22 protein-coding genes, 1 pseudogene and 1 riboswitch are annotated in these 24,256 nt (G+C 63.4%); of the genes and pseudogenes, 9 read left to right on the plus strand and 14 right to left on the minus strand.

The annotated features are described in order from the left end of the window. From LB566_RS19280 to LB566_RS19295, 4 genes are all read left to right on the plus strand, one after another. Positions 1 to 963 (plus strand): type II secretion system F family protein, encoded by a 963-nt coding sequence (locus LB566_RS19280; RefSeq protein ID WP_224625534.1) that lies wholly within the window; start codon positions 1 to 3, stop codon positions 961 to 963. 68 nt (positions 964 to 1,031) lie between these two features. Beyond that, positions 1,032 to 1,862 carry a hypothetical protein gene (locus tag LB566_RS19285; RefSeq protein ID WP_224625535.1) on the plus strand — a complete coding sequence of 277 codons (831 nt, stop codon included), beginning with the start codon at positions 1,032 to 1,034 and terminating at the stop codon, positions 1,860 to 1,862. Between the two features lie 157 nt (positions 1,863 to 2,019). Beyond that, on the plus strand, positions 2,020 to 2,490 hold the full coding sequence (locus LB566_RS19290; protein WP_224625536.1) for a tetratricopeptide repeat protein: 471 nt from the start codon (positions 2,020 to 2,022) through the stop codon (positions 2,488 to 2,490). A gap of 174 nt (positions 2,491 to 2,664) precedes the next feature. Continuing rightward, the gene (locus LB566_RS19295) at positions 2,665 to 3,840 is read left to right on the plus strand and encodes a GGDEF domain-containing protein (protein ID WP_224625537.1); all 1,176 of its coding nucleotides are present in this window, start codon (positions 2,665 to 2,667) and stop codon (positions 3,838 to 3,840) included. A 9-nt stretch (positions 3,841 to 3,849) separates the two neighbouring features. On the opposite strand, the gene gcvP is transcribed toward LB566_RS19295, so the two are convergent. From gcvP to LB566_RS19360, 13 genes and pseudogenes are all read right to left on the minus strand, one after another. Continuing rightward, positions 3,850 to 6,654 carry an aminomethyl-transferring glycine dehydrogenase gene (gcvP, locus tag LB566_RS19300; RefSeq protein ID WP_224625538.1) on the minus strand — a complete coding sequence of 935 codons (2,805 nt, stop codon included), beginning with the start codon at positions 6,652 to 6,654 and terminating at the stop codon, positions 3,850 to 3,852. A 17-nt stretch (positions 6,655 to 6,671) separates the two neighbouring features. Beyond that, positions 6,672 to 7,040, minus strand: a complete 369-nt coding sequence (gene gcvH, locus LB566_RS19305) for a glycine cleavage system protein GcvH (RefSeq protein ID WP_140495853.1) — start codon at positions 7,038 to 7,040, stop codon at positions 6,672 to 6,674. A gap of 7 nt (positions 7,041 to 7,047) precedes the next feature. Then, on the minus strand, positions 7,048 to 8,145 hold the full coding sequence (gene gcvT / locus LB566_RS19310) for a glycine cleavage system aminomethyltransferase GcvT (protein ID WP_224625539.1): 1,098 nt from the start codon (positions 8,143 to 8,145) through the stop codon (positions 7,048 to 7,050). A 148-nt stretch (positions 8,146 to 8,293) separates the two neighbouring features. After that, positions 8,294 to 8,380: riboswitch (glycine riboswitch) on the minus strand. A 103-nt stretch (positions 8,381 to 8,483) separates the two neighbouring features. Beyond that, complete coding sequence (locus LB566_RS19315; RefSeq protein WP_224625540.1) at positions 8,484 to 9,275, minus strand: molybdopterin-binding protein; 792 nt, start codon at positions 9,273 to 9,275, stop codon at positions 8,484 to 8,486. Position 9,276: 1 nt separating this feature from the next. After that, positions 9,277 to 10,155: a cytochrome b/b6 domain-containing protein gene (locus tag LB566_RS19320; protein WP_224625541.1), complete on the minus strand. Its 879-nt coding sequence runs from the start codon at positions 10,153 to 10,155 to the stop codon at positions 9,277 to 9,279. A gap of 116 nt (positions 10,156 to 10,271) precedes the next feature. Continuing rightward, positions 10,272 to 10,949, minus strand: coding sequence for a DUF1345 domain-containing protein (locus tag LB566_RS19325; RefSeq protein ID WP_224625542.1), 678 nt, complete (start codon positions 10,947 to 10,949; stop codon positions 10,272 to 10,274). A 25-nt stretch (positions 10,950 to 10,974) separates the two neighbouring features. Next, entirely contained in the window at positions 10,975 to 11,442 is a 468-nt protein-coding gene (locus tag LB566_RS19330; protein WP_224625543.1) for a YaiI/YqxD family protein, read from the minus strand. 64 nt (positions 11,443 to 11,506) lie between these two features. After that, positions 11,507 to 12,076, minus strand: a complete 570-nt coding sequence (gfa, locus tag LB566_RS19335) for an S-(hydroxymethyl)glutathione synthase (protein ID WP_140551535.1) — start codon at positions 12,074 to 12,076, stop codon at positions 11,507 to 11,509. Between the two features lie 64 nt (positions 12,077 to 12,140). Beyond that, a pseudogene (locus tag LB566_RS19340) lies at positions 12,141 to 13,267 on the minus strand (S-(hydroxymethyl)glutathione dehydrogenase/class III alcohol dehydrogenase). A gap of 55 nt (positions 13,268 to 13,322) precedes the next feature. Then, positions 13,323 to 13,970: a glutathione S-transferase family protein gene (locus LB566_RS19345; RefSeq protein WP_224625544.1), complete on the minus strand. Its 648-nt coding sequence runs from the start codon at positions 13,968 to 13,970 to the stop codon at positions 13,323 to 13,325. A gap of 9 nt (positions 13,971 to 13,979) precedes the next feature. Beyond that, a complete protein-coding gene (locus tag LB566_RS19350) occupies positions 13,980 to 15,746 on the minus strand; it encodes a Rieske 2Fe-2S domain-containing protein (protein ID WP_224625545.1) in 1,767 nt (588 codons plus the stop codon). Positions 15,747 to 15,767: 21 nt separating this feature from the next. Continuing rightward, a complete protein-coding gene (locus LB566_RS19355; RefSeq protein ID WP_224625546.1) occupies positions 15,768 to 16,658 on the minus strand; it encodes an aromatic ring-hydroxylating oxygenase subunit alpha in 891 nt (296 codons plus the stop codon). Between the two features lie 31 nt (positions 16,659 to 16,689). Further along, the gene (locus LB566_RS19360; RefSeq protein WP_140553365.1) at positions 16,690 to 17,547 is read right to left on the minus strand and encodes an aromatic ring-hydroxylating oxygenase subunit alpha; all 858 of its coding nucleotides are present in this window, start codon (positions 17,545 to 17,547) and stop codon (positions 16,690 to 16,692) included. 249 nt (positions 17,548 to 17,796) lie between these two features. On the opposite strand from LB566_RS19360, the gene LB566_RS19365 reads away from it, so the two are divergent. From LB566_RS19365 to LB566_RS19385, 5 genes are all read left to right on the plus strand, one after another. Further along, on the plus strand, positions 17,797 to 18,630 hold the full coding sequence (locus LB566_RS19365) for a GntR family transcriptional regulator (protein WP_140553367.1): 834 nt from the start codon (positions 17,797 to 17,799) through the stop codon (positions 18,628 to 18,630). Next, complete coding sequence (locus tag LB566_RS19370; RefSeq protein ID WP_224625547.1) at positions 18,627 to 19,721, plus strand: BMP family ABC transporter substrate-binding protein; 1,095 nt, start codon at positions 18,627 to 18,629, stop codon at positions 19,719 to 19,721. The genes LB566_RS19365 and LB566_RS19370 overlap by 4 nt, the downstream gene beginning before the upstream one ends. 98 nt (positions 19,722 to 19,819) lie before the next feature. Beyond that, positions 19,820 to 21,367, plus strand: a complete 1,548-nt coding sequence (locus LB566_RS19375; RefSeq protein WP_224625548.1) for an ABC transporter ATP-binding protein — start codon at positions 19,820 to 19,822, stop codon at positions 21,365 to 21,367. Then, complete coding sequence (locus LB566_RS19380) at positions 21,351 to 22,445, plus strand: ABC transporter permease (RefSeq protein ID WP_224625549.1); 1,095 nt, start codon at positions 21,351 to 21,353, stop codon at positions 22,443 to 22,445. Before LB566_RS19375 ends, LB566_RS19380 begins: the two co-directional genes overlap by 17 nt. A 31-nt stretch (positions 22,446 to 22,476) precedes the next feature. Continuing rightward, entirely contained in the window at positions 22,477 to 23,397 is a 921-nt protein-coding gene (locus LB566_RS19385) for an ABC transporter permease (RefSeq protein ID WP_140553373.1), read from the plus strand. 14 nt (positions 23,398 to 23,411) lie between these two features. Here LB566_RS19385 and LB566_RS19390 read toward each other — a convergent pair whose 3' ends face one another. Continuing rightward, entirely contained in the window at positions 23,412 to 24,254 is an 843-nt protein-coding gene (locus tag LB566_RS19390) for an SMP-30/gluconolactonase/LRE family protein (RefSeq protein ID WP_224625550.1), read from the minus strand. Between the last annotated feature and the right edge of the window lie 2 nt (positions 24,255 to 24,256).

Raw genomic sequence — 24,256 nt, forward strand, 5'->3', positions numbered from 1 at the left:
ATGCAGAAGGTCGTCGAATTCCTCGCCTCGCTCGCGCCAACCTCGCTGATGCCGGTGGCTGTCCTGCTGCTGGCCGTGGGCGCTGCCGCTTTTGCCTGGCCGATGGTGGTGGCCAAGGGCGATCGCAACGAAGTCAGGCGCAGGCTCAAGGTCGACGACGGTCCAGTGGCCGCCAGGCCGGAACCGGCCCAGAAGAAGAATACCGGTGTCGTTCGCGAGAAGGCGGTGAAGAAGGCGCAGGAATTCTACGCCAAAAGCGATCCCGAAAATGTCGCCCGCCTGCGCTTGAAACTCATCCAGGCGGGCTACATGGAGCCGCGCGCGGTCGGCATGTTCTTCCTCATCCGTTTCACGGCGATGGTGGGCATCGCGCTCGCCGTCTTCGTGCTCAACCGCTGGATGGCCAGCCCCGACGCCACGATGGCCAGCCGCTGGGCCTTCGTCGTGCTGTCGGGCGTGGCCGGCTATTTCCTGCCTGGGCTGGTGCTGACCCAGAAGATACGGGAAAAGATGCGCGAATACCGCAACGGCTTCCCCGATTTCATGGACCTGATGATCGTCTGTTCGGATGCCGGCATGAGCATGGAAGCGGGCGTCGAGCGCGTTTCGAAGGAACTCGCCAGGACCTATCCGTCGCTCAGCCAGAACTTGCAGCTCGTGTCGCTGGAGCTGCGGGCCGGGCGCAGCCTCGACGATGCGCTGAAGGCGCTCGCCGACCGCCTGAGCCTGGACGAGGTGCGTTCCTTCGCTACGCTGCTGCAACAGTCCAAGGAGCTTGGCACCAGCCTGTCGGGGGCGCTGCGCGTCTTTTCCGACGAGATGCGCCACAAGCGTATGTCGCTGGCCGAGGAAAAGGCGCATGCCTTGCCGGCCAAGATGTCGGTGCCGGTCGTGGTTTGCATCCTGCCGGTGGTGCTGATGATCGCGGTCATTCCGATCATCGTCAAAATGACCGCCCATTAGGATTTGCTGATATTCAGTGAAGCCGGCCTGAGTCGATCTGCAAAGTCCGCGAAATGAATGAGAACCCCATGCGAATGCTCTTGCGCGCCCTCGTCCTCGGCCTTGCCGCGGCCAGTCTGCCGCCCGCCTGGGCTGCGCCCGACGATTGCGGCGATGCCGCTGCCCTGGTGCAGCAGGCCTACCCCAGGGCCCGCAAGAACGCTGACGGTGCCTCGTTCACGCTCGAACCCCACACCAGCATCGCCCTGACGTCTGCATATGGCGACCCGCCGGGGCTGGTCTGCAAGATCTGGCCCGCCTATGACGACCTCCTGTTGGTCGCCGTGCCGCTGATGGACAGTTCCCAACCCAGCGACTACGCGCATGCCGGCGATATCGAGCTTCTGGTCATCGAGCGGAAGAGCCGGCAGGTGCGCCAGCGTCTGCTGCAGCCCGGGCTGATGAATGATGATGCCATCGCCATCCGCAAGGTCGAACTCGATACCGGCCGGTATGCGCTGGCGCCCGATGTCTCCGCCTTCGGCCTGCGCATCGAAATGGCGAACAATTCGCTGCCTAACCCCTTCAGTGAAACCGACCTGAGGCTCTATGCCGTCGACGGCGATGCCCTGCGGATGGTGCTCGATGGCCTGGCCGTGGCGGGCAATGGCGGCGAGGGCGATACCAATTGCGCCGGATCCTTCCACACCAGTCAGGTGAGCCTGGCGATGAGCCCGGCCAAACATCATGGCTACCACGACATCACGGTGGTCGAACGGATGGATACCGACAATCCGTTGCCCGACAGCAATGGCGAGTGCCACTCCCATCCCGGCAAGTCCGTGAGCCAAACCTATCGGCTGCGCTATGACGGCAGCCGGTATACGGTTCCGGCGGAGCTCAAGGCCCTGGAACCGTGAGAACGTCGCTGGCCGTGATTGAGGCGTTGCGGCCTGGTGGTTAACAGCTGGTGTACCCGAGGCCTAATTTTGGCGGCGTTTCGGCACCCAAGTTTAATTGCTCTCGTATAGTGTTCCTGAAGAACGACCCGGCAAAATCGGGCGATGGGGCAGGGACATGCATCACAGTAATTTCACGGCAATGGCCGCGATGGCGGCCATCTTGATGATGTCTGGTTGTACGACGAGTGGCGTCGACACCACCAAAACCACCGCCATTCAACCGGCCGCTAAGGACGTCAGTACATCCGATCTGGCGGAAGGCAAGGCGCAGTTTCGCGATGCGAATTACGGCCTGGCCGAACAGCATTTCCGCAAGGCCGTCGAGTTGAAGGCGGACAATGCGGAAGCCTGGATGGGGCTCGCCGCTTCCTATGACGAACTCGGCCGCTTCGACTTCGCCGATCGTGCCTACGACCAGTTGCTCAAGGTCGCCGGGCGCAAGCCGCAGATCGTCAACAATATGGGCTATTCGCAATTGCTGCGCGGCAACAGAAAAAAGGCAAGGGCGCTGCTGCTCGAAGCCAAGGCCGGCATGGCCGACCCCACGGTCGTCGATGCCAATCTTGCCCTCCTGAACAAGGGCTGACGGCTGTCCGGCGGCCATGATCCTCGCGAGGACGATTTTGGAACACCCGGCGTCGACGCTTTATAAACCCTATCCGAAGTCTCGGCCGAAAGGTCGGCTGAAAAACATGTCCGATGGCTGTCGCTGACCTAGAATGCAGCGGTAAGGCCGACGCTCAGGGAACCCCCGCCCAATATGCTGGATTTCAGTTCGCTCCTGCTCGCAGCCGCGCTGTCGGGCATCTGCCTCAGCATCACCATGTTCGCGATCTGGTTCGCCGCGCCCCGGGCCAGCTTCGTGCTGACGGTGGGGTGCGGCATTCTCGTGCTCGTTGTGCATGTCATCCTGTTCTGGCGATACACGAAGGAGCCTGATCCGCTGCTTTGCCAGATCGCGCTGGCGCTGCTCAGCCTCGGTTTCCTGGTCATCTGCCTGTCGGCCATGCAGTATCTCGGCGTGCCGGATTACCGGCGTGCCATTTTGCCGACATTAGCCGCCATGACGGTCTGCGCGGCGGTGACTTCCCTCGGTCTCGACGGGGTAGGCTTTATCGTTACCTATGCGACGGTGACTGTGCTGCTCTCGGCGATCGGAACCATGTTCTGGCTCAACGGCAGTCACGATCGCAAAATCCTGCTAGTGATTTCGTTCCTGGGCGGCACCTGTGCGGTGTCGTTTGCGCTTTGCGCGGTCGTCCTGATAGCCAAGGGGCAATGGACGCTCGGGGCAGCCCCCGATAATTGGGCCGAACGCCTGAACTCGGTCGTGGCCGTGGCCTGCATGACCGGCCTCGGCGCATTGACGCTTTCCCTGCATCACTTGCAGGCGCAGATCGAGCTGAAGGCCGAGACGATGACCGATCCGTTGACCGGGCTGATGAACCGCCGAGGATTGATGTCGCTCCATGGCGAACGGACCTTCGGTCCTTTCATGGCGGTCGTCATGTTCGACCTCGATCATTTCAAGAGGACGAACGACATCTATGGTCACCCGGTTGGGGATCAGGTTCTGTGCCGCTTCGCCGCCGTCATCAGAAAATATGCCAGAACGGGCGTCGACGCTTTTCGCCTCGGTGGCGAGGAATTCGCGATCGTCATGTCCCGGGTGACCGAAGAGAGGGCTTACGAGCTCGCAAGCAAGATCGGCGTCGCCTTCGGCACCGAGATCGTCGCCACCCCTCACGGCCCATTGCGCAGCACCGTCAGCGGAGGCATCGGCTTTGGCGGCGCCAACGGCAACAGCCTTGGCGAGGTGCTGGCCGAGGCGGACGCAGCGCTCTATGCGGCCAAGCGCGCGGGCCGCAATTGCGTCGTCAGCCACAAAAGGATGGGCAAGGCCGAGCCGATCAAGCCGGCCTTGCGCTCAGCATAGTTTGCGAGACTATTCGGCGGCCCCCAAATAGTCCGACAGCGGTGGGCAGGAACAGACCAGGTTGCGGTCGCCGGCGACATTGTCGATGCGCGATACCGGCGGCCAGTATTTCGCCGCCATGTCTCCGGCGGGGTAGGCCGCTTCCAGGCGCGAATAGGGATGGCTCCACTGGCCGGCCAGCGCCTCCGCGGCGGTGTGCGGCGCATTGACCAGCGGATTGTCAGCCAGGGGCCACTCGCCCCTCGCAACCTTGGCCGCTTCGCCCGCGATGGCGATCATCGCCTCGCAGAAACGGTCGAGCTCGCGCTTGGGCTCGGATTCGGTCGGCTCCACCATCAGCGTGCCGGCGACCGGGAACGACATGGTCGGCGCATGGAAACCATAGTCGATCAGGCGTTTGGCGATGTCCTCGACACTGATGCCGGCGCTCTCCTTGAGCACGCGGGTGTCGAGGATGCACTCATGGGCAACGCGGTCGCTCCTGCCCTTGTAAAGGAGCGGGAAGTGTGGGGCGAGCCGTGTCGCGACATAGTTGGCCGAGACGATCGCCGTCTCGGTCGCCTGCTTCAGGCCGGAAGCGCCCATCATGCGGATGTACATCCAGGTGATGGGCAGGATGGAGGCGCTGCCGAAAGGGGCGGCGGCCACGGCATGCGCGGAGCCTTCGGTGACATGGCCCGGCAGATAGGGCTTCAGATGCGCCCTGACGCCGATCGGGCCGACACCCGGGCCGCCGCCGCCATGGGGGATGCAGAAGGTCTTGTGCAGGTTCATGTGGCAGACGTCGGCGCCGATGTCGCCCGGGCGGGCGAGGCCGACCAGGGCGTTCAGGTTGGCGCCGTCGAAATAGACCTGGCCGCCATGCTCATGGATGAGGGCGCAGAGATGTCGCGCGCCCTCTTCATAGACGCCATGGGTCGAGGGATAGGTGAACATCAGCGCCGCGAGGTTCCTGGAGTGCTCGTTGGCCTTGGCCCTCATGTCGTCCATGTCGATATTGCCGTCCTCCAGGCAGCGAACGACGACCACGCTCATGCCGGCCATCGCCGCGCTTGCCGGATTGGTGCCGTGCGCTGAGGACGGGATCAGGCAGACCGTGCGATGGCCCTCGCCGCGCGAGCGGTGATAGGCGCGGATGGCCAGCAATCCAGCATATTCACCCTGGCTGCCGGCATTCGGCTGGAGGCTTACCGCATCGAAGCCGGTAATCTCCGAAAGCCAGCCTTCGAGGTCATCGATCATGGCGCGGTAGCCTGCCGAGTGCGCGGCCGGTGCGAATGGATGCATGTTGGCGATTTCAGGCCAACTCACCGGCATCATCTCGGCCGCGGCATTGAGCTTCATCGTGCAGGATCCCAGCGGGATCATGGCGCGGTCGAGCGCCAGGTCCTTGTCGGCCAGCCGGCGCAGGAAGCGCATCATCTCGGTTTCCGACTTGTTCTCGTGGAAGACGGGCTGGGTGAGAAACTCCTTGCCGCGCGGCTTGCCTGGCATGGTGGCGGCGGCCTCCGCGCTCGGCTTGGCCCCAAACAGGGCGGCAATGGCCTCCAGGTCGGCTTCGTCAGAGGTCTCGTCGAAGGCGACGCCGACACGGTCGGCATCGATGACGCGCAGAAGCCGGCCGCCCTTTTCGGCGGCGGCGGCGATCTGTGCGGCCTTGCCCTTCGTCTCCACCGTCACCGTGTCGAAGCGGCTCGTGCCGATGACCGGCAAGCCGGCCGCCTTGAGACCGGCCGCCAGGCGGTTGGCCAGCGCGTGGATGCGCCCGGCGATCGCCTGCAGGCCGGCGGGGCCGTGCCAGATGGCGTAGGCTGTCGCCATATTGGCAAGCAGCGCCTGGGCGGTGCAGATGTTGGACGTCGCCTTGTCGCGGCGGATGTGCTGCTCGCGCGTCTGCAAAGCAAGCCTGTAGCCGGGACGGCCCTTGCTGTCGGTCGACTGGCCGACCAGGCGGCCGGGCATCAATCGGGTCAACTTGTCGGCAACGGCGCAGTAGGCGGCATGCGGGCCGCCAAAGCCCATCGGCACGCCAAAGCGCTGCATCGGACCGACCGCAATGTCGGCGCCGAGTTTCGCGGGCGCGTCGGTCAGCGCCAGGCCGAGCGGGTCGGCGATGAAGACGACCAGCGCGCCGGCCGCGCGCGCCTTTTCGATGGCCGCCTTGTGATCACCATAGACGCCGAAAGTGTCCGGCCAGGAGACGAGCAGGGCGGCTGTGTTGTCGTCGATCGTCTCGCCGTCGATCTCGATGCCGAGCGGCTCGGCGCGGGTGCACGCCACATCCAGCGTCTGCGGATGCGGCGTGCCGGCGAGAGCCACCTTGGTGCGCTTGTCGCGGTGATGGCGCAATGCGATGCCGATCGCTTCGGCGACCGCTGTCGCCTCGTCGAGCAACGAAGCCGACGCCACCGGCAGACCGGTCAATTCCGCGACCAAGGTCTGGAAATTGAACAGCATTTCCAGGCGGCCCTGGCTGATCTCCGCCTGGTAGGGCGTATAGGCCGTGTACCAGGCCGGGTTCTCGAACAGGTTGCGCTGGATGACCGGCGGCACGTGGACGCCGTGATATCCGGCACCGATGAAGCTCTTCAGCACCCTATTCCCGGCCATGGTCGCCGACAATTCGGCCAGCGCTTCGGCTTCGCTGGCCGGCGCGGGCAAGGATAGCGGCTGGTCGAGGCGGATCGATCTCGGCACGGCCTGGCTGATCAGCGTCTCGACCGAGGGCACGCCGATGACGGCCAGCATGGCTCTCACATCGGCAATGCCGGGTCCGATATGGCGGGCCGAGAAGGGGTAGGGTGCTGCGGTCATGTCAATGCGTCCTGATTTCAGCCGATATGGGCTTTGTAGGCGGCCTCATCCATGAGGCTGGCGAGCTGGCTTTCGTCGGCAAGCTTCATTTTCCACAGCCATCCGGCGCCGGTCGCCGCCGAATTGACCAACGACGGGTCGGACGAAAGCGTTGCGTTGGCTTCGGTGATCTCGCCGTCGACCGGCGCGTAGACGTCGGAGGCCGCCTTGACGGATTCGACCACGACGGCGGTGTCGCCCTTGGCGAGCTTCTTGCCTGTTTCGGGCAGTTCGACGAAAACGAGGTCGCCCAGCTGCTCCTGCGCGTAGTCGGTGATGCCGACGGTGGCGATGCCGCCTTCGACACTGAGCCACTCGTGATCGGCGGTGAAATAGGTCTTTGCCATCTGAAAATTATCCTTTGCGATAGCGGTGCGGGACGAAGGGCAGGGAAGAAACGTCGACAGGTATCTTCGTTCCGCGCACGTCGGCGAAAACCCGAGTTCCGGGTTTTGCCAGCGGTGTCGGGACATAACCCATGGCGACGGGATGGCCGGCAGACGGACCGAAGCCGCCCGAGGTGACGTGGCCGGCGGGATTGCCGTCGGCATCGAAGAGCGTGGCGCCGGTGCGCACCGGCTGGCGGGAATCCGGCCTCAGGCCGACGCGCTTCTGGGCGGAGCCGCGCTCGACGGCGGCGCGCAGCGCACCGGCGCCGATGAACGTGCCGTTGGCGCGGATGTCCTTCGGGATGGCCCACATCAGCGCAGCGCTTGCGGGATCGGTTTGCGCGGTGATGTCCTGGCCGTGCAGGCACAGGCCGGCTTCCAGCCGCAGGCTGTCACGGGCGGCAAGGCCGATCCATAGCACGCGCTCGTCTTCGAGCAGTTTCGCGACGAGACCGCGCGCGTCTGCCTCCGGCAGGCCGATCTCGAAGCCGTCCTCGCCGGTATAGCCGGACCGGCTCATGAACCAGTTCTCTCGCGGTTCAATGCCATGCATGAACAGCAGCGACCCGGTCTCGATACCGGCGCGGGAAAGCGCCGCCCAGGCCTCGGGACCCTGGACGGCGAGGAAGACCCGATCGAGCGGTTCGACCTCGACATCGAAGTCGGTCGCAAGCTCGCGCAAATGCTTCTCGTCGGCGATCGCGTTGCCGGCATTGGCGACGACCATGAAGTTGGTATCGCCCAGCCGGGTGACGATCAGATCGTCCAGGATGCCCGCGGCCTCGTTCAGGAAAAACGTCAGCTTCGACTGTGAAATTTCGAGCGCGCCCCCATCGATCGGACAGGCACGGTTGAGCAGGGGAATCGCGCCCGGCCCGCTGACCCTGAACAGTTTCATGTGCGAGATGTCGAACAGGCCCGCATGTTCGCGGGTGTGAAGATGCTCCTTCATGACGCCGGCCGGGTAGGTCAGCGGCATCGACCAGCCGGCAAAGGCGCCAAAGCGCGCACCGGCAGCTGCGTGGACGTCTTCGAGAGGAAGGTGTTTGGTGTCGCCCGTCATGTGTTCTCCAGAGTCGCACGCAATCGGTCGCGAATGGCGACCAGTCCGTGCCCCTCTGTCTGAAGCCTGAGAGACTCGCGCCCCGTAACTCTGTCGGCAGCGCTTACACCTTCGGCGCGGGGGCAGGCCCCGACTTTCCAGAGTGTCTTTCCCGTCTACGGTTCTTTTGCCTGAGAGATTTCGGGCGATTTCCCCTTCGGCGGCAGCTCTCGCTGCTCTCTCCCGCAAACAGGTAGGGCTCGCAAAAGCCCTCGACTCGTCATCCATAGCCCGTCAACGACGGATTGTCACCTGCATGCGACGTGCAAAATAAGATGGCGGCATCGTGCCGATTGCGATCAGATCCCGCCGTACCAGTCGTAGCCATTGTCTTCCCAATAACCGCCACGTCCGCCTCCTATGGCGGCGAAGCCGTCGACCAGCTCGATCTTGTAGAGATATTTCGGCATCTTGTAGCCGAGCTGGCGCTCGACCCGGACACGCAGCGGCGCGCCGTTCTCGACCGGCAGCGGCTTGCCGTTGACGCCGTAGGCCAGGATCGTCTGCGGGTGGCGGGCGTCGATGAGGTCGATGCTGCCGTAATATTTGATGTCGCCCGACAGGCTGCGGTCGATCGTGTCCAGGCAATGGAACATGACGTAGCGCGCCTCGGGTTTCACCACCGCCTGGTCGAGGACCAGCGACAGCGGCGTGCCGGTCCATTTGGCGATGCAGCTCCAGCCTTCGACACAATCATGGCGGGTGACCTGCGTTCGGCTCGGCATGTTCATGAGCTGCTCGCGGGTCAGCGACAGCGGCTTTTCGACCAGGCCCGAGACCTCCAGCCGCCAGTCGGCGAAGTTGTTGGCGAGCAGGGTCTTGTAGGTATCGTCGTCGGGTGACGTCACCCCGTTGGGGCGCATCGGCTGACGGATATCGGCTTCAGTGAACTCCGGCGCCAGCGAATCGCGGCCCGCGAGCAGGCGTTGCGCGCGGTGCGTGAGATCGTTGGCATTTTCGAGGAAGCTGCGCAGCCCGCCGCCCACGCCGAGCTGGCTGTCGAAGGCGTCGCAGCCTGAAAGCGTGATGCCGGAAAGGCCAAGGCTGGCCGCGGTCAGGAATTTCCTGCGGTTGATCTCGAATTTTGCCATGTCAGGCGCTCCTTTCGGAGGATTTTGCGTCATGCGGCGGATCGGTCCGATACCATCCGGTGACGATCGAGCGCAGTTCGTTGATCGGGCCGGCGGCCACGATCATCAGAATATGGATGATGAAGAAACCGACGAGCAGCACCATGACGGTGAAATGGATGGTGCGCGCAGTCTGCCGGCCGCCGAGCAGGTCGTTGAGGAACGGCAGCACCGCGTTCATGCTGGGCGACATTGCGAGCCCGGTGAGGATCATCAGCGGCAGCAGCACGAACAGCACGCCGCTATAGGCCATTTTCTGCAGCGTGTTGTATTCGCGAGTGTGGTGGAACTTCAACCTGGCGTGATTGGCGATATCCTGCGGCAGGCGCCTGAGATCGTCCAGGCGTGGGGCGAGATCGCGTCTGATGTGGCCGTTGACCAGGCTGGCGACCAGCCAAACAAGCAGCGTCGTCGTCAGCACCCAGGCGAAGAAGAAATGCACCACGCGGGCCGTGCCCAGATCGTAATAGGAGGGGATGGTCGCCCAGGACGGAAAGGCGCGGGGCGTTTCTTGTCCCGCCGGCCCGGACCAGCCGAGCACGCCGGTGGTGTCGAAGCGGTGACCCAGGATTTCTGTATAGCCGCGCGGCCCGGCATTCGTGTTCTCCGCGCCGATGGCGAAGACGGTGTTGTTGTAGTCGAAGCCGGACTGCTTGCCGAGATAGAGCTGCGGACGGGCGTTGAATATCTGGAGGCCGGAAAGCAGCATGAAGAACAGCGAGATGGCCCACAGCCAGTGCGTCAGCCGCGTCCAGGCCGATTGCCGGTAGATCAATGTCGTGGCCTTCGGAGCGTCACTGTCCGCGCTGGCGGCGGGTTGGTTCATGGCAATCGATTCCATCTGGTCTCGCTTCCTGGCCGTTCAATCCGGCGCGGCCGCTATTCGCATCATTCTCCTCCTGATACGTCGCCAGCCAAGCCGATGTTTCATCGATCACGAAAATATCAGATCGGCGCTCAAGGCCCGCCCAGGCTCACGGCGAGATTGACGGCGGCGGCGACGATGACCGTGTTGAAGAAGAACGACAGGATCGAATGAACAAGGACGACCCGGCGCATTTGGGTCGTCGAGATGTTGGTGTCGGCGGTCTGCGCCGTCATACCGATGACCGTCGAGAAGTACAGAAAGTCCCAGCCTTCCGGCCGCTTGTCGCCGGGGAACAGCAGCCCGCCGACCGGGATTTTCTTCTTGGTTCCGGCATCGACCAGGTCGCCGTCCATCCAGTACACATGCGCATAGTGCAACGCCGCCATGGCGTGGATTGTGAACCAGCCGAGGGGTATCGACAGCAGCGCGAAGGTGAGTTCGATGGGATGGCCCTTATCCTTCTGGTTGATCAGCAGGAACAATGAGACAAGGGCAACGCCAACGACGACCAGCGTTACGGCGAAGATGACCAGCACGGGCTGATCGGCGGCGCGCGCATTCTTGCTGAGATAAGTGCCGGTGAATTTGGGCATCTGGGCGACAACCAGCGTGACATAGGCGGCAAAAAAGGCGTTGGCGCCGATCGAATAGGCGAGCGGCGCATGAAGCAGCAGCGCCATCAGAAGCGCAAAGACGCCAACACAAGCCGACACCGCGAACAGCATGTGCCGGTGCATGGGTTTCCTGGACGGGATTTCGGCGGCCATGATGGTTCCGAATGGCGCTGGGCTTCTACTGCGGTGTGGCGGATTTCAGCGCCCGCCGCAAGATGCGGTCGAGTTCACCGAGAAACCGCGAGCGGTCTTGCGGTGCGAAGCTCGCATTGTAGCCCTTGCTTTCGCCGGTCTCGCGCAAATGCTGCTTCAAGTCGCGCATCGCCACCGCCATGCCGATCGTTTCCGGCGTGAAGGGACGTCCGGTCGGCCCCAATACATGGGCGCCGAGCGCCACCGTGCGTGCGGCCAGTGGAATGTCCGCGGTCACCACGATGTCGTTGGGTTTTGCGTTTTCGACGATCCAGTCGTCGGCGGCGTCGGCGCCCTTGGAGACGATGACATTGCGGATCATCGGGTCGCGGGAAGGGCGCAGGCCGCCATTGGAAACGTAGGTGACGACGACGCCGTGGCGCTCGGCAACCCTTTCCACTTCGGCTTTGACCGGGCAAGCGTCTGCGTCGACGAGGATGGCGGGTGCGGGCATTGTCTCTCCAAATGAGCATGGGGCCGGTAACCCGTCCGGCCCCATGCTCAAAATCTCATGATCGTCAGGCCGGAAGCGCTCCCGACCTCTTGGCGGTCCAGGTGGCGATATAGTCCATCAGGCCGGGGTTGAGGCAGTCGTAAGGTTCGAGCCCGATCGACTTCAGCTGGCCGCGAATGCCGTCCATGCGGCTTGGGTCGACACCGGATTCGATGATCGACGAGACAAAGGCGGTAAAGCCCGGCGGCGACCAGCCATCCTCCTCGAAGCGCTCGGGATGGATGAAGGACAGGCCCTTGAACGGATGGTCGCGTTCGACCGGTCCATGCATGTGGACGCCGCAGCCGGTGCAGGCATGGCGCTGGATCAACGCGCTCGGGTCCACCACCTTCAGCTTGTCGCCATTCTCGACAACAGTGACGTCGCCGGTGCCGGCTACCGCGACCACCGAGAAGATCGCCCCTTCGGGCTTCCAGCACTTGGTGCAGCCGCAGGCGTGGTTGTGGGCGATCTGACCCTTTACCTTCACCTTGACCGGATTGCTGGTACAGGCGCAGACCAGCGTGCCGCCGGTAAAGCTCGCACTCTCCCTGGGCAGACCATTGTCGATTTTCGGATGCAGTTTTTCCGCCATGCTTTTCTCCTCCCATTTTTGACCACAGAGGCCGGGGGCACGTTGCCCCCGACGTGTGGCTTTCTCAGTAAACCACGACACTCCTGATCGACTTGCCCTCATGCATGAGGTCGAAACCCTTGTTGATGTCCTCGAGCTTGAGCGTGTGGGTGATCATCGGGTCGATCTCGATCTTGCCGTCCATGTACCAGTCGACGATCTGGGCACGTCGGTGCGGCCGCGCGCGCCGCCGAAGGCGGTGCCCATCCAGGTCCGGCCGGTGACCAGCTGGAACGGCCGGGTCGCAATCTCCTGGCCGGCGCCGGCGACGCCGATGACCACCGACTTGCCCCAGCCGCGATGCGAAGCCTCCAGCGCCTGGCGCATCACCTTGGTGTTGCCGGTGCAGTCGAACGTGTAGTCGGCGCCGCCGATCTGGTCGGCGCCGCGCTTGGTCATGTTGACCAGGTAAGGCACGATGTCGCCGTCGATCTCCTTCGGATTGACGAAATGCGTCATGCCGAATTTTTCGCCCCAGGCTCGCCTGTCATTGTTGAGATCGACGCCGATGATCATGTCGGCGCCGGCAAGCCTCAGACCCTGGATGACATTCAGCCCGATGCCGCCGAGGCCGAAGACCACCGCGGTCGCGCCTTGCTCGACCTTTGCCGTGTTGATGACGGCACCGACGCCGGTGGTCACCCCGCAGCCGATGTAGCAGATCTTGTCGAAGGGCGCGTCGGGATTGACCTTGGCAACGGCAATCTCCGGCAGCACGGTAAAGTTGGAGAAGGTCGAGCAGCCCATATAGTGAAACAATTTCTCGCCCCCGATCGAGAAGCGCGAGGTGCCGTCCGGCATCAGCCCCTGGCCCTGCGTGGCGCGGATGGCGGTGCACAGATTGGTCTTGCGCGACAAACAGGACGGGCACTGCCGGCATTCGGGCGTGTAGAGCGGGATGACATGGTCGCCCTTCTTGACCGAGGTGACGCCCTTGCCGACATCGACCACCACGCCGGCGCCCTCATGGCCAAGAATGGCCGGGAACAGGCCCTCGGGGTCGGCGCCCGACAGCGTGAACTCGTCGGTGTGGCAGATGCCGGTCGCCTTGATCTCGACCAGCACCTCGCCCTCGCGCGGGCCGTCGAGGTCGACCTCCATGATCTCAAGCGGCTTTCCGGCAGCAACGGCCACGGCGGCGCGGGTTTTCATTTCTCTCTCCCAAAACTTACTTGCCGGGACGATCGCCCCGCCTTGCGATTGAAAATCATGCGGCCTTGGCCGGCCCCGCCGGGAACACGCCCGACATCACGGTAAAGCCTTTGATGCGCTTGACGCGATCGCACCAGCGCCGGATGGCGGGATAGTCCTGGCGCCCAATGCCGCCTTCCTCCGACAGCATGACATAAGGAAAACAGGCAATATCGGCGATGGTCGGATGATCGGCCGAGCAGATCCAGCCGCGGCCCTGCTGCTCGCCGAACCACAGATGCTCGTCGAGGATACGGAACAGCCGGTGCGCGCCGGCGCGCGCGGCATCGATGTCGAAATCGTAGAACAGCGCGTCGTGCAGGCGGGCGACCGACGCCGTCGAAGTGATGCCGTCGGCGAAGGCCAGCCACTGGCTGATCTCGCCGAGCAAAGCCGGGCTGTTCCGGGGATACCATGTGCCCGACGGATCGTATTTCGATGCGAGGTAGACCAGGATCGCCTGGGCGTCGCGCAGGATCAGCCCGTCATCATCGATGACCGGCAGTTGGCCGAGTGGATTGAGCTTCAGGAACCATTCCGACTTGTGCTCGCGGCCGGGGTAGAAGTCGACCGGCACGGTCTTGTAGTCGATGCCGAGAAAACTCATCAGCAGCCGCAGCTTGTAGCAATTGCCCGACAGCTCGTAGTCGTAAAGCGTGATCATCGGCTGCTCCTAGATGTCCAGCACGAGGCGTGCCGATTTGGCGCGCGAGACACAGGTCATGATCTTGGTTCCGGCCTTGCGTTCGGCATCGTTGAGGTAGACGTCCTGATGGTCAGGCTCGCCTTCGATCACGGTGGCGACGCAGGTGCCGCATGCGCCCTGCTCGCAGGATGACGGAACGTCGATGCCGTTCTCGCGCATCACCTGCATGATCGTCTTGCCGGCCGGCACCTGCAGCGTGACGCAGGAGCGCGCCAGCGCCACCTCGAAGCTCGAACTGTCGTCGATCTTGTTGGTGTTCTTGAAATATTCGAAATGGATGGCGGTATCCGGCCAGCCCTGCTCGGCGGCGATCTTGCGCGCGGCTTCCAGCATCGGGCCGGGGCCGCAGATGTAGAGGTGCATGCCGTCCCGGTAACCGGCGAGAATCCCTCGAAGCTCGGCGCCGGTCGCGTCCGGCGAAAGCCCGAGATGCGGCTTCAGCGCATCGCCGAGATGCTTCAGCCGATCGGCGAAAGCGAGGTGCTCTTCGCCTTGCGCGAAATAGTGAAGCTCGTGCGTCAGCTCCTGGTTCTTCAATGCCTGGGCCATGGCCAACAGCGGCGTGATGCCAATGCCGCCGGCGACGAACAGCGTCTTGATCGCATCACGGCGCAGCGGGAAATTGTTGCGCGGCTCGGAAATCGCCAGCACGTCACCCTCGCGCACGGTCTCGTGCATGCATTTCGAACCGCCCTTGGAATCGCGCTCCAGCTTGACGCCGATGACAAAGCTGTCGGTCTCGCCGGGGCCGTTGGTGATCGAATACTGCCTGATCTCGCCATTGGGCATGTGGACGTCGATATGGGCGCCAGGCTGGAAGGTGGGCAGCAGTCCCTTGACCGGGCGAAGCTCGAATGCGGCAACGCCGTCGGCCGCCTGCCATTTCCTCGCCACGCTGACGCGCAGCGCCGCCTTGCGGCCATGCGCGGTCACCGCGGGCATTTCGGAGAGTTCGGCCGACACCCTTTCGTAGACCGGTTCGATCGGCGCCGGCGAAGGTGCATTTGCCGCCTCCCGCTCGGCCTCATCGCGCAGCTTGGAAAGCCGCTCATTGTGATGGCGCAGGATGGCGATGCGCGCGGCTGCTTCGACCTCCTGATCGAGCACGCCACGGATCACCGAACGGTTTGAATCGACCGGCTGCACGAAGAACACGCCGCGCGTCTCGGCACTACCATCGTGCGAGCGCAGCGCCACCGCAAAATCCCGCGCGGCCTCGATGATGGTTTCCGCGCCCTCGCCTTCGATCGCTGCGTTGGGCTGAAAGCGATAGGCTTTCAGCCTTTCCACGACCTTGTCGGCCGGCGCGTTGACCGGAATTCCGCGCAAGACGAGCAGCTTGCCTTCGGTCAGCGCGGCAACATCCGGCACCTCGCCGCGAGGCTCCTCGGACGACCAGACAAGACCGTAGCGTTCGACCGCCGGGAAGGTGCGGTTGGTGATGGTGCGGGCCGGCGCGTCGGCAGGATGCGCGGGAATGTAGGTGCAGCCGGCGGTGCGGTTCGAATAACGCCAGCCGTGATACTGGCACTTCAGCTCGCGCCCGTCATTGATGCCGATCGACAGCCTGACGCCGCGATGCAGGCAGCGGTTTTCCCAGATGTTGACGTAGCCGTCATCGGCACGCCAGACGGCGAATTCCCGGCCGAGCAATTGACCATGGAAAACGTGGCGGTACGGCAAATCATGGGAAGCAGCGATCGGATGCCACTGGCTTCTGGCTTCTTCCAACATCAATCGTCTCCAAGAATCTCGTCAGGCCGCAACCGGAATGACACCGTAGGTCACGCCCTTCTGGCTGAGCCAGCGCCGGTAGGCGATGGCCGACTTGTCGGCCCGGATGGGCGTTTCGGCGCGCGGATCGAGCGGCAGGCGTTTGGGCACCTGGTTTTCCAGGATCGGCTTGTCCTGGCCGAAGATCGTCTGCTGAAAGCGCTTGATCACCTTGTCTTCATTGTCTTCGTCGAGCACGCAAAGCAGCATGTGAGCGCGCACGTGCTCCTGGTCGACCGGCTGCAGGAAGATGGCGATGACGTCGCGCCGTGCCTCGTCGACCGGGCTCGATTTATAGAGCACGGAGCAATAGGGGTGCGGCACGCGATAGACATAGTCCACGTCGGCGCCGCCACCGGAAGCCGTCGAAGCCATCGGCTGGAAGAAGCGGCAGCGTGTGGCCAGGATCTCGTCACGATCTACCGAGATCTCGACGTCGTATTCCTTGACCTCGGTGTGCGGCTCGACACCCAATATATCAGTATGGACATAGGGGAAGTGGCCCATGTCGAGAAAGTTCTCGATGGCGCGTGGTGCCGAGACGTTGACGCCAAACGTGGCCGCGTTGAGCTTGCGGCGGTCCGGCTCTTCATATTCCGGGATCGGAAACAGCTCGGCCGGTGGCGAGCCGAGCGAAGTCCAGACATAGCCGTAGGCGCTTCTTGCCGGCAGCCTGTCGGCGCCTGGAATACGATCCACCCCTTCTACATCGGGACGTGAGCGCCAGACGACGGGCTCACCATCCATATCGACCGCAAAACTGAGGCGCTCCTCGAGCAGAACGGTGTCCTGGACACCGCCGGGAACGGTCTCGGCGATCGCCCCTACGGGATGCCAGAGATTGAGGATCACGGGATCCGAGCATTTTGTCATCGTTTTATCCTCTGGATGCCCTCAGACGTCATCAGGCTTGTGCCGGTATCGCGCCATAGGTGACGGCCCGATCACGCAACCAGCGTCGGTAGGAAACCGACACGGCATCGGCACGGATCGGGGTCTCGGCACGCGGATCGAGCGGCAGGCGCTTGGGTACCTGGTTCTCCAGGATCGGTTTGTCCTGGGCGAAGATCAATTGCATGAAGCTGCGCACCGTTGCCGCCTCCATGCCTTCCTTAAGATAGCAGAGGTAAGGATGCGCGATGCAGTTTTCCTCGTCCACCGGCTGCACGAACAGGGTAATGACGTCGAGCCGGTCCTTCTGGATCGGGTTGCTCTTGTAGAGAGCCACCGTGTAGGGCCGGATCACCTTGTAGATATAATCGACGACAAAGCCTTGCTTGGCGGTCGGCGAAGCCACCGGCTGATAGAATTTGCACTCGGTCGCCAGCACTTCGTCCTGCGCTGTGATCTCAACCTTGTAGGGCGCGACCTCGGTATGCGGCTCCTCGCCGAGCCAGCCGGTATGAATGAAGGGAAAATGCCCCATGTCGAGAAAATTCTCGACCGCGCGGAGGCCCGACACCTTGACCGCGATCGAACCGCCGCTGACAAGATGCCGGTCTGCCTCATTGGCCTCGGGGATATAGATGATGTCGCGCGAAGGCTTGTCCAGACAGGTCCAGATGAAGCCATAACGCTGGGCGCTTTTCAGCGTGGCGCCCGTGTCGCTGCGAACGACTTCGATCTTGTTTGAACATTTGTGGACGGAGAGATCGACTCCAAGCAGGCATGTGGCAAACGGCGTATCCTGGCTTAGCGATTCCTGATCCGCGACGATGTGCCAATCGTTCAGAAGCTCGCGGTCAACGCAACGGGTTGCCATCGGCTTCCCTCCCAACTCGGCTAGCCCTTCACCATGAACCTAGCCCGACGTTTCGAGATGACGAAACCACAAGATTGGATACCAATCAACATTTTTTTGTCGTCCAAAATCCCTTTTTGTGTTGACAGATTATGATGATTGAATTCCGATATGGGAAAGCTGAACTTGGGATATGTCGTGTCCTGACGGGGCATGTCGCCATCACGAAAGCCTGCTGATCATGTCGTCGAAATGGCGGAGAACCATGCCTTGAGCAGCCGTTCCCAGACCATCGCGGATACGCTGACCCGCGCCATCATCGACCATCGCCTCGTGCCCGGCTGCAAGCTCGGCGAACGCGAACTCTCCGAAATATTCAACGTGAGCCGCATTGTGGTGCGCCAAGCCCTGATCCGGCTCGCCGATGACGGGCTGGCCCAGATCGAACGCAACCGCGGTGCCTTCGTCGCCAAGCCGAGCATGCAGGAGGCGATGGAGATCTACGACGCGTTGACGCTCGTCGAACAGGGCGTCGCAGCACAGCTCAGCGATCGCCTCGGGCCGGCCGGCTGGGCCGAGCTGCGCCAGCATGTCGAGCGCCAGCGCCAGGCTGTTGCCGCCGGCAACGATGCGCTGGCCGACGTGCTTGGCCAAGAGTTCCATACCGTGTTCGTACGCCTCAGCCGCAACAAGGTCATGCAGGAAATCCACGCGCAGCTGGTGCGCCGCACGACGCTGCTGCGCTCCCTCATTTCAGCCGATTTCGACTATTGCAATCTGCTGGACGACCACTCGCGGGTCGTCGACCTGCTGGAGAAGGGCCGGCTGAAACCGGCCATGGACCTGATCGACACCCACCACCGCGCGGTGGTGCGCGGCTACATCATGGATCGCGCAGTGTTTCCAGAGATGACGCCTGCCGAAGCGCTGGCGCCCTATCTCGACGGCAAGGCCGACGGCGCGACTGTGCCGCTGCGAAGGTTGTCGAATGCGTCCGGCGACGGCGACGCGGCAACGCATCTCCACCTCCATCTCCCCAGAACAGACCGGGCACCGACAAGCCGGGCATCAACAAAAAAGACCAACAGAGGGCTACCATCATGAACAAATTGACGAGACGCGAATTCCTGAAATACAGCGGCGCGGCCGGCGCGGCTCTTGGCGCGGGAGCGCTAAGCACCATCGCACAGGCGCAGGAGGTGCTAAAGATCGGCGCCGTCTACGTCTCGCCGGTCGCCGAGATCGGCTGGACCAAGCAGCACAGCCTCGGCGTCGAGGCCATCAAGGCCGAATTCGGCGACAAGGTCGAGCTCACCGTCATCGACAACATCTTCATGCCGCAGGACGCCGAGCGTGTCTTCCGCGAACTGGCCAGCGCTGGTAACAGGCTTATCTTCGGCACAAGCTTTTCGCATGGAACGCCGATGCAGAAGGTGGCGCCGCGCTTTCCCAAGGTGGCGTTCGAACACTGCTCGGGCATCGTCCACCTCGCCAATCTGGGAACCTTCGAAGCGAAATATTACGAAGGCACCTTCGTCGCCGGCGCGGCGGGCGGCTACATGTCCAAATCGGGCAAGATCGGTTTCATCGGCGGTTTTCCTATCCCCGACATCGTCGGTCCGGCAAATGCGCTGCTGCTTGGCGCGCAGAGCGTCAACCCAAACGCGACCTGCAACACCATCTTCCTGAATTCCTGGTTCGACCCGGGCAAGGAGAAGGAGGCGGCCAAGACGCTGATCTCTCAAGGCTGCGACGTGGTCTGCTCGATGACGGACACCGCAACCGGCGTACAGGTCGCCGGCGAAGGCGGCGCCTGGTCGATCGGCTATGCCAGCGACATGTCGAAATTCGCCTCGGGCAAGCAGCTGACCTCTTTCGTTCTCGATTGGACCAGCGACTATGTCGGCGCAGCCAAAGCCGTGGCCGCTGGTACCTGGAAGCCGGAAGTACGCTGGGACGGATTGGCGGCCGGCGTGGTGAAAATGGCCCCCTACAATGAGGGTATCCCCGCCGATGCGCGCGCCAAGCTCAAGCAGCTCGAGGCCGACATCGGCAGCGGCAAGCTTCATCCCTACGCCGGGGAGCTGAAGGATCAGGACGGCAACGTCAAGGTTGCCGCCGGTTCGGTTCTGGCCGATGACGACATTCGCGGCATGAACTGGTTCGTGAAGGGGATGATCGGCAGGCTGAGCTGATCGCCGTAAAAGTGCCGGGAGACGCCCAAGTCCATATCTTCGGCGTCTCCTTGCCTGGTTCCCGTCCAACCTCGCTTCACGCCACGGCAGGACCCGCCATGCATCCGCGACTAGAACTGCGCAACATCTGCAAGCGTTACCCCGGCGTCGTCGCCAATGACGATGTGTCGCTCTCGATTCAACCCGGCGAGATCCATGCCGTGCTGGGCGAAAACGGCGCCGGCAAATCCACTCTGATGAAGATCATCTACGGGGCGACGCAAGCCGATTCCGGCGAGATCTTTTGCGATGGCAATCCGATCGCCACGCACACCCCGGCGATGTCGCGCGCGCTCGGCATCGAAATGGTCTACCAGCATTTCGCGCTGTTCGAATCCGTTTCGGTGGTCGAGAACATAGCGCTCTCGGCCAGCAGTGCGTACGACCTGCCCTTGCTCGCCGACAAGATCCGCGATCTGTCACGCCGCTACGGCATGCCCATCGACCCGCATCGCCAGGTGCACGACCTGTCGGTCGGCGAGCGCCAGCGCGTCGAGATCGTGCGCTGCCTGCTACAGTCGCCGAAACTGCTGATCCTCGACGAGCCGACCTCGGTGCTGACGCCCCAGGCGGTGGTGAAGCTGTTCGAGACGCTCCGCCAACTTGCCGCCGAGGGCTGCAGCATCGTCTATATCAGCCACAAGCTCGACGAGGTCCAGGAGCTCTGTGATACCGCCACCGTGCTGCGCAACGGCAAGGTCACCGGTACCGCGCGCCCGAAGGAGACGACATCGCTGGAGCTTGCCCGCATGATGGTGGGTTCGAAGCTGCCTGAAATGCATGTCGGCCCGCCGACGCCAAGCGACAGACCGGTGCTCGAGGTCAACAGGCTTACGGTAAAGGCCCGGGATCATTTCGGCGTCGACCTGAAGGACGTTTCCTTCAAGGTGCATGGCGGCGAGATCGTCGGCCTGGCCGGGGTTTCCGGCAATGGCCAGGCCGAGCTGATCGCCTTGCTCAGCGGCGAGCGCATGCATGAGCGCAGCGACGCGATCCGGATTTGCGGAACCGGCGCAGCCCGCCTTCGCCCGCACGAGCGCCGCAAGCTCGGCGTTGCCTTCGTTCCCGAAGAGCGGCTCGGGCGCGGCGCCGTGCCCTCGCACACATTGTGGGAGAATGCGGTGCTGACCGCGCACCGCTTCGGCACGGTGCGCAACGGGCTGGTCGACCGGCGCCGGGCCAAGGCGTTCGCCGCCGGCATAATCGACAGGTTCAAGGTCAAGGCCAACGGGGCGCAGGCGATCGCGCAAAGCCTGTCCGGCGGCAATCTGCAGAAATTCATCGTGGGGCGTGAAATCGCGCTCCAGCCGAAGCTCCTCCTGGTGTCTCAGCCGACCTGGGGGGTCGATGTCGGCGCGAGCGCCTTCATCCGGCAGACCATCGTCGATCTCAGCCGCGCCGGCGCGGCGGTGCTCGTCGTCTCCGAGGAACTCGACGAGTTGTTCGAGATCTGCGACCGGCTGCTGGTCATTTGCCAAGGGAAGGTTTCCCCGCCGCTGGAGCGCAAGACGACCGATCGCGAGGAGATCGGACTTCTGATGACGGGCCGCGGCATGGGCAACGGCGCGTTGGCGAACGGAGGTGGCAACAATGCGCTTCAGGATTGAACAAAGGCCGGAGCCCTCCTCGCTGATGCGCGTCGCCGCGCCGGCACTGGCGACCCTGTTGACCGTCGTCGTCGGATCGATTTTCTTCGCCTCCCTCGGACATGATCCGCTGGCTACTCTCCATGCCTTCTTCATCGAGCCGCTCTCTTCCCTGAACGGCGTGTCCGAATGGCTGCTCAAGGCCTCGCCGCTGATCCTCATCGCTTGCGGGCTGGCGGTCGGCTTCCGCGCCAATGTCTGGAATATCGGCGCCGAGGGCCAGTTCACCATGGGGGCAATCGCGGCCAGCGGCGTGGGGCTTTTCTGGCCGAACCCCGAAAGCGTGCTGCTGTTGCCGCTGATGTTCATCGCCGGCATGGGCGCCGGCATGGCCTGGGCGGCAATCCCCGCCTTTCTGCGCGCCCGCATGAACACCAACGAGATCCTGGTCACGCTGATGATGACCTATATCGCGACGCTGTTTCTGTCCTATCTGGTGCACGGACCGTGGCGAGATCCGGCCGGCTTCAACTATCCGCAGACGGCGCTTCTGCCGACGGCGGCCCTGTTCGAATCTTTTGACCCCTCCTATCGGCTCAACCCGTCGATCTTCATCACGGTCGTTGCCGTGCTTCTGATGTGGCTGTTCACCGACCGCAGCTTCCTCGGCTACAAGATGTCGGTGAGCGGGGCTGCACCGCTTGCCGCCCGCTATGCCGGCTTTCGCGAATCGGCTGCGGTCTGGATCGGCCTGCTGGCGGGAGGTGCCGCGGCCGGCATCGCCGGCATGGCGGAAGCCGCCGGGCCGCTCGGGCAGCTCTCGCCTCAGATTTCGCCAGGCTACGGCTTCGCGGCCATCATCGTTGCCTTCGTCGGACGGCTGAACGCCTTCGGCATCGTGCTTGGCGGGCTGTTGATGTCGCTGCTTTTCCTCGGCGGCGAAGGTGTGCAGATGACGCTCGGCCTGCCTTCGGCCCTGACGCGGATCTTCCAGGGCATCCTGCTGTTCTTCCTGCTCGCCGCCGATTTCTTCATCTTCTATCGCGTTCGGCTGGTGCGACCCGTCCTGCACACGCATGCGCTGGAGACGGCACGATGAGCGGATTTCGGATCGTGCGGGAGATAGCCTGATGGACCTGTTCATCGCCATCTTCACCGGCACCGTCATTGCCGCCACACCGCTGATCTTCGCGGCGCTCGGCGAACTCGTGGTGGAGAAGTCGGGTGTCCTCAATCTCGGCATCGAAGGCATGATGCTGATGGGCGCCGCATTGGCATTCTGGGCCGTCACCGCAGGCTATCCCATGCCTGTCGCGATCCTGGCCGGCGCGTTGGCGGGTGCCGCCGCCTCGCTGCTGTTCGGCGTTCTGGCGCTGACGTTCCTGACCAACCAGTATGCAGCCGGCCTGGCGCTGGCGATCTTCGGTTCGGGCGTCTCGGCCTTCCTCGGGCGCGGCTTCGGCAGCGAGCCTATCGAGGCACTGCGCCGCCTCGACATCCCCGTTCTGTCCGATCTGCCACTGATCGGTCCGCTACTGTTCCGCTTCGATCCAATGGTCTATCTGGCCCTGCTGATGTTCGTCGCCATCAGTTGGTTTCTCTACCGGACCAAGGCTGGCCTGGTGCTGCGCACGATCGGCGAGTCGCCGCAGACATCGCATGCGATCGGCTACCCCGTGATCAGGATCCGCTACATGGCCGTGGTGTTCGGTGGGCTGATGGCAGGCCTGGCAGGCGCATATTTGTCGGTCGCCTACACGCCGCTCTGGGTCGAGAACATGACCGCCGGCAAGGGCTGGATCGCGCTTGCGCTGGTGGTCTTCGCCACCTGGCGGCCGCTACGCATCCTGCTTGGCGCGTGGCTGTTCGGCGGCATGACGATCCTTCAGCTGCAAGGTCAGGCGCTGGGGCTGGACATGCCGTCCGAACTGTTGTCGGCGCTGCCGTATCTCGCGACCATCATCGTGCTGGTGCTGATCTCACGAAACCGCCAGATGCTGGCCCTGCACTTCCCGGCCTCGCTGGCAAAACCCTTCCGCCCGACCAGTTGACCTTCTGCGAAATGCTACTTCTCTTGCTGGAGAAGGCTCAAGTCGATTTCGGTAATATGCCAGCGACCCAGATTGGCGGTATAGAGTTTGTCGCCCTTGAAGGCGATGTTGGTGGGGTGCGCCAACGTGGTTGCGGCGGGATCCTCGATCAGCACTTCGAGACCTCTGTTCTTTTGCCAGCGATAAATCCGGCTGGGCTCATAACATGAGATGAACAAGGAGCCGTCGGGCGCAAAGGCAACTCCGTCCGGAACATTGTGCACGCCTTCGACGACGATCTCACGAGCCCCCGCCGTCCCGTCAGAGAGGACCGGTACATAGCTGACGCACGGCGCGTCGCTTTCCACCACGTAGAGACCACAACCGTCCGGCGCCATCGCCATGCCATTGGCGAACGACATGGGCTCGCTGCACCAAAGACCGCCCTCGCCCGTCTTGAGGTCGTAGCGAAAGATGCCGGAGCGATTGTCCTGGCCAACGCTGTCCGAAACGAAGAGCCAGCCCCTCGCCTCGTCGACGATCGGATAGTTCGGCACGCGAATGCCGGCCGACGCGAAGCGCTCCATGCGCGCTGTCGCGACGTCCCAGCGGAAAATCGCGGCATGCCTGAGATCGCAGGCAAAGCAGTTTCCCGCGCTGTCGAAAGCAATGCCGAGCAGAAAACCGTCGGTGCCGCCCATGCGCTCGACCGAGCCGCCATCGGTGGCCAGCCGCAGCAGGTCTCCGGTTTCGGTGCCGCACCAGATCGAGCCATCGAGGTGGACGGCGACGCCCTCCGGATGCGCGACGCGCGGGCTGGTGAAGATGCCATCGAAGAAAACGCGCGCGGCTGATATGTCGAGCAATGGTTTTGCCATGG

The organism is Mesorhizobium sp. CA13, assembly GCF_020165235.1.
Lineage (GTDB): Bacteria > Pseudomonadota > Alphaproteobacteria > Rhizobiales > Rhizobiaceae > Mesorhizobium.

Bases quoted from the DNA above. Each gene is read 5' to 3' on its own strand.
- LB566_RS19370 (WP_224625547.1), top strand. From the start codon at position 18,627: ATGAACAAATTGACGAGACGCGAATTCCTGAAATACAGCGGCGCGGCC.
- LB566_RS19385 (WP_140553373.1), top strand. From the start codon at position 22,477: ATGGACCTGTTCATCGCCATCTTCACCGGCACCGTCATTGCCGCCACA.
- LB566_RS19345 (WP_224625544.1), bottom strand. From the start codon at position 13,970: ATGATCACGCTTTACGACTACGAGCTGTCGGGCAATTGCTACAAGCTG.
- LB566_RS19295 (WP_224625537.1), top strand. From the start codon at position 2,665: ATGCTGGATTTCAGTTCGCTCCTGCTCGCAGCCGCGCTGTCGGGCATC.
- LB566_RS19350 (WP_224625545.1), bottom strand. From the start codon at position 15,746: ATGTTGGAAGAAGCCAGAAGCCAGTGGCATCCGATCGCTGCTTCCCAT.
- gcvP (WP_224625538.1), bottom strand. From the start codon at position 6,654: ATGACCGCAGCACCCTACCCCTTCTCGGCCCGCCATATCGGACCCGGC.
- LB566_RS19375 (WP_224625548.1), top strand. From the start codon at position 19,820: ATGCATCCGCGACTAGAACTGCGCAACATCTGCAAGCGTTACCCCGGC.
- LB566_RS19390 (WP_224625550.1), bottom strand. From the start codon at position 24,254: ATGGCAAAACCATTGCTCGACATATCAGCCGCGCGCGTTTTCTTCGAT.
- LB566_RS19330 (WP_224625543.1), bottom strand. From the start codon at position 11,442: ATGCCCGCACCCGCCATCCTCGTCGACGCAGACGCTTGCCCGGTCAAA.
- LB566_RS19285 (WP_224625535.1), top strand. From the start codon at position 1,032: ATGCGAATGCTCTTGCGCGCCCTCGTCCTCGGCCTTGCCGCGGCCAGT.
- LB566_RS19315 (WP_224625540.1), bottom strand. From the start codon at position 9,275: ATGGCAAAATTCGAGATCAACCGCAGGAAATTCCTGACCGCGGCCAGC.
- LB566_RS19325 (WP_224625542.1), bottom strand. From the start codon at position 10,949: ATGGCCGCCGAAATCCCGTCCAGGAAACCCATGCACCGGCACATGCTG.
- LB566_RS19280 (WP_224625534.1), top strand. From the start codon at position 1: ATGCAGAAGGTCGTCGAATTCCTCGCCTCGCTCGCGCCAACCTCGCTG.
- LB566_RS19380 (WP_224625549.1), top strand. From the start codon at position 21,351: ATGCGCTTCAGGATTGAACAAAGGCCGGAGCCCTCCTCGCTGATGCGC.
- gcvT (WP_224625539.1), bottom strand. From the start codon at position 8,145: ATGACGGGCGACACCAAACACCTTCCTCTCGAAGACGTCCACGCAGCT.
- LB566_RS19320 (WP_224625541.1), bottom strand. From the start codon at position 10,155: ATGGAATCGATTGCCATGAACCAACCCGCCGCCAGCGCGGACAGTGAC.
- gcvH (WP_140495853.1), bottom strand. From the start codon at position 7,040: ATGGCAAAGACCTATTTCACCGCCGATCACGAGTGGCTCAGTGTCGAA.
- LB566_RS19290 (WP_224625536.1), top strand. From the start codon at position 2,020: ATGCATCACAGTAATTTCACGGCAATGGCCGCGATGGCGGCCATCTTG.
- LB566_RS19360 (WP_140553365.1), bottom strand. From the start codon at position 17,547: ATGGCAACCCGTTGCGTTGACCGCGAGCTTCTGAACGATTGGCACATC.
- gfa (WP_140551535.1), bottom strand. From the start codon at position 12,076: ATGGCGGAAAAACTGCATCCGAAAATCGACAATGGTCTGCCCAGGGAG.
- LB566_RS19355 (WP_224625546.1), bottom strand. From the start codon at position 16,658: ATGACAAAATGCTCGGATCCCGTGATCCTCAATCTCTGGCATCCCGTA.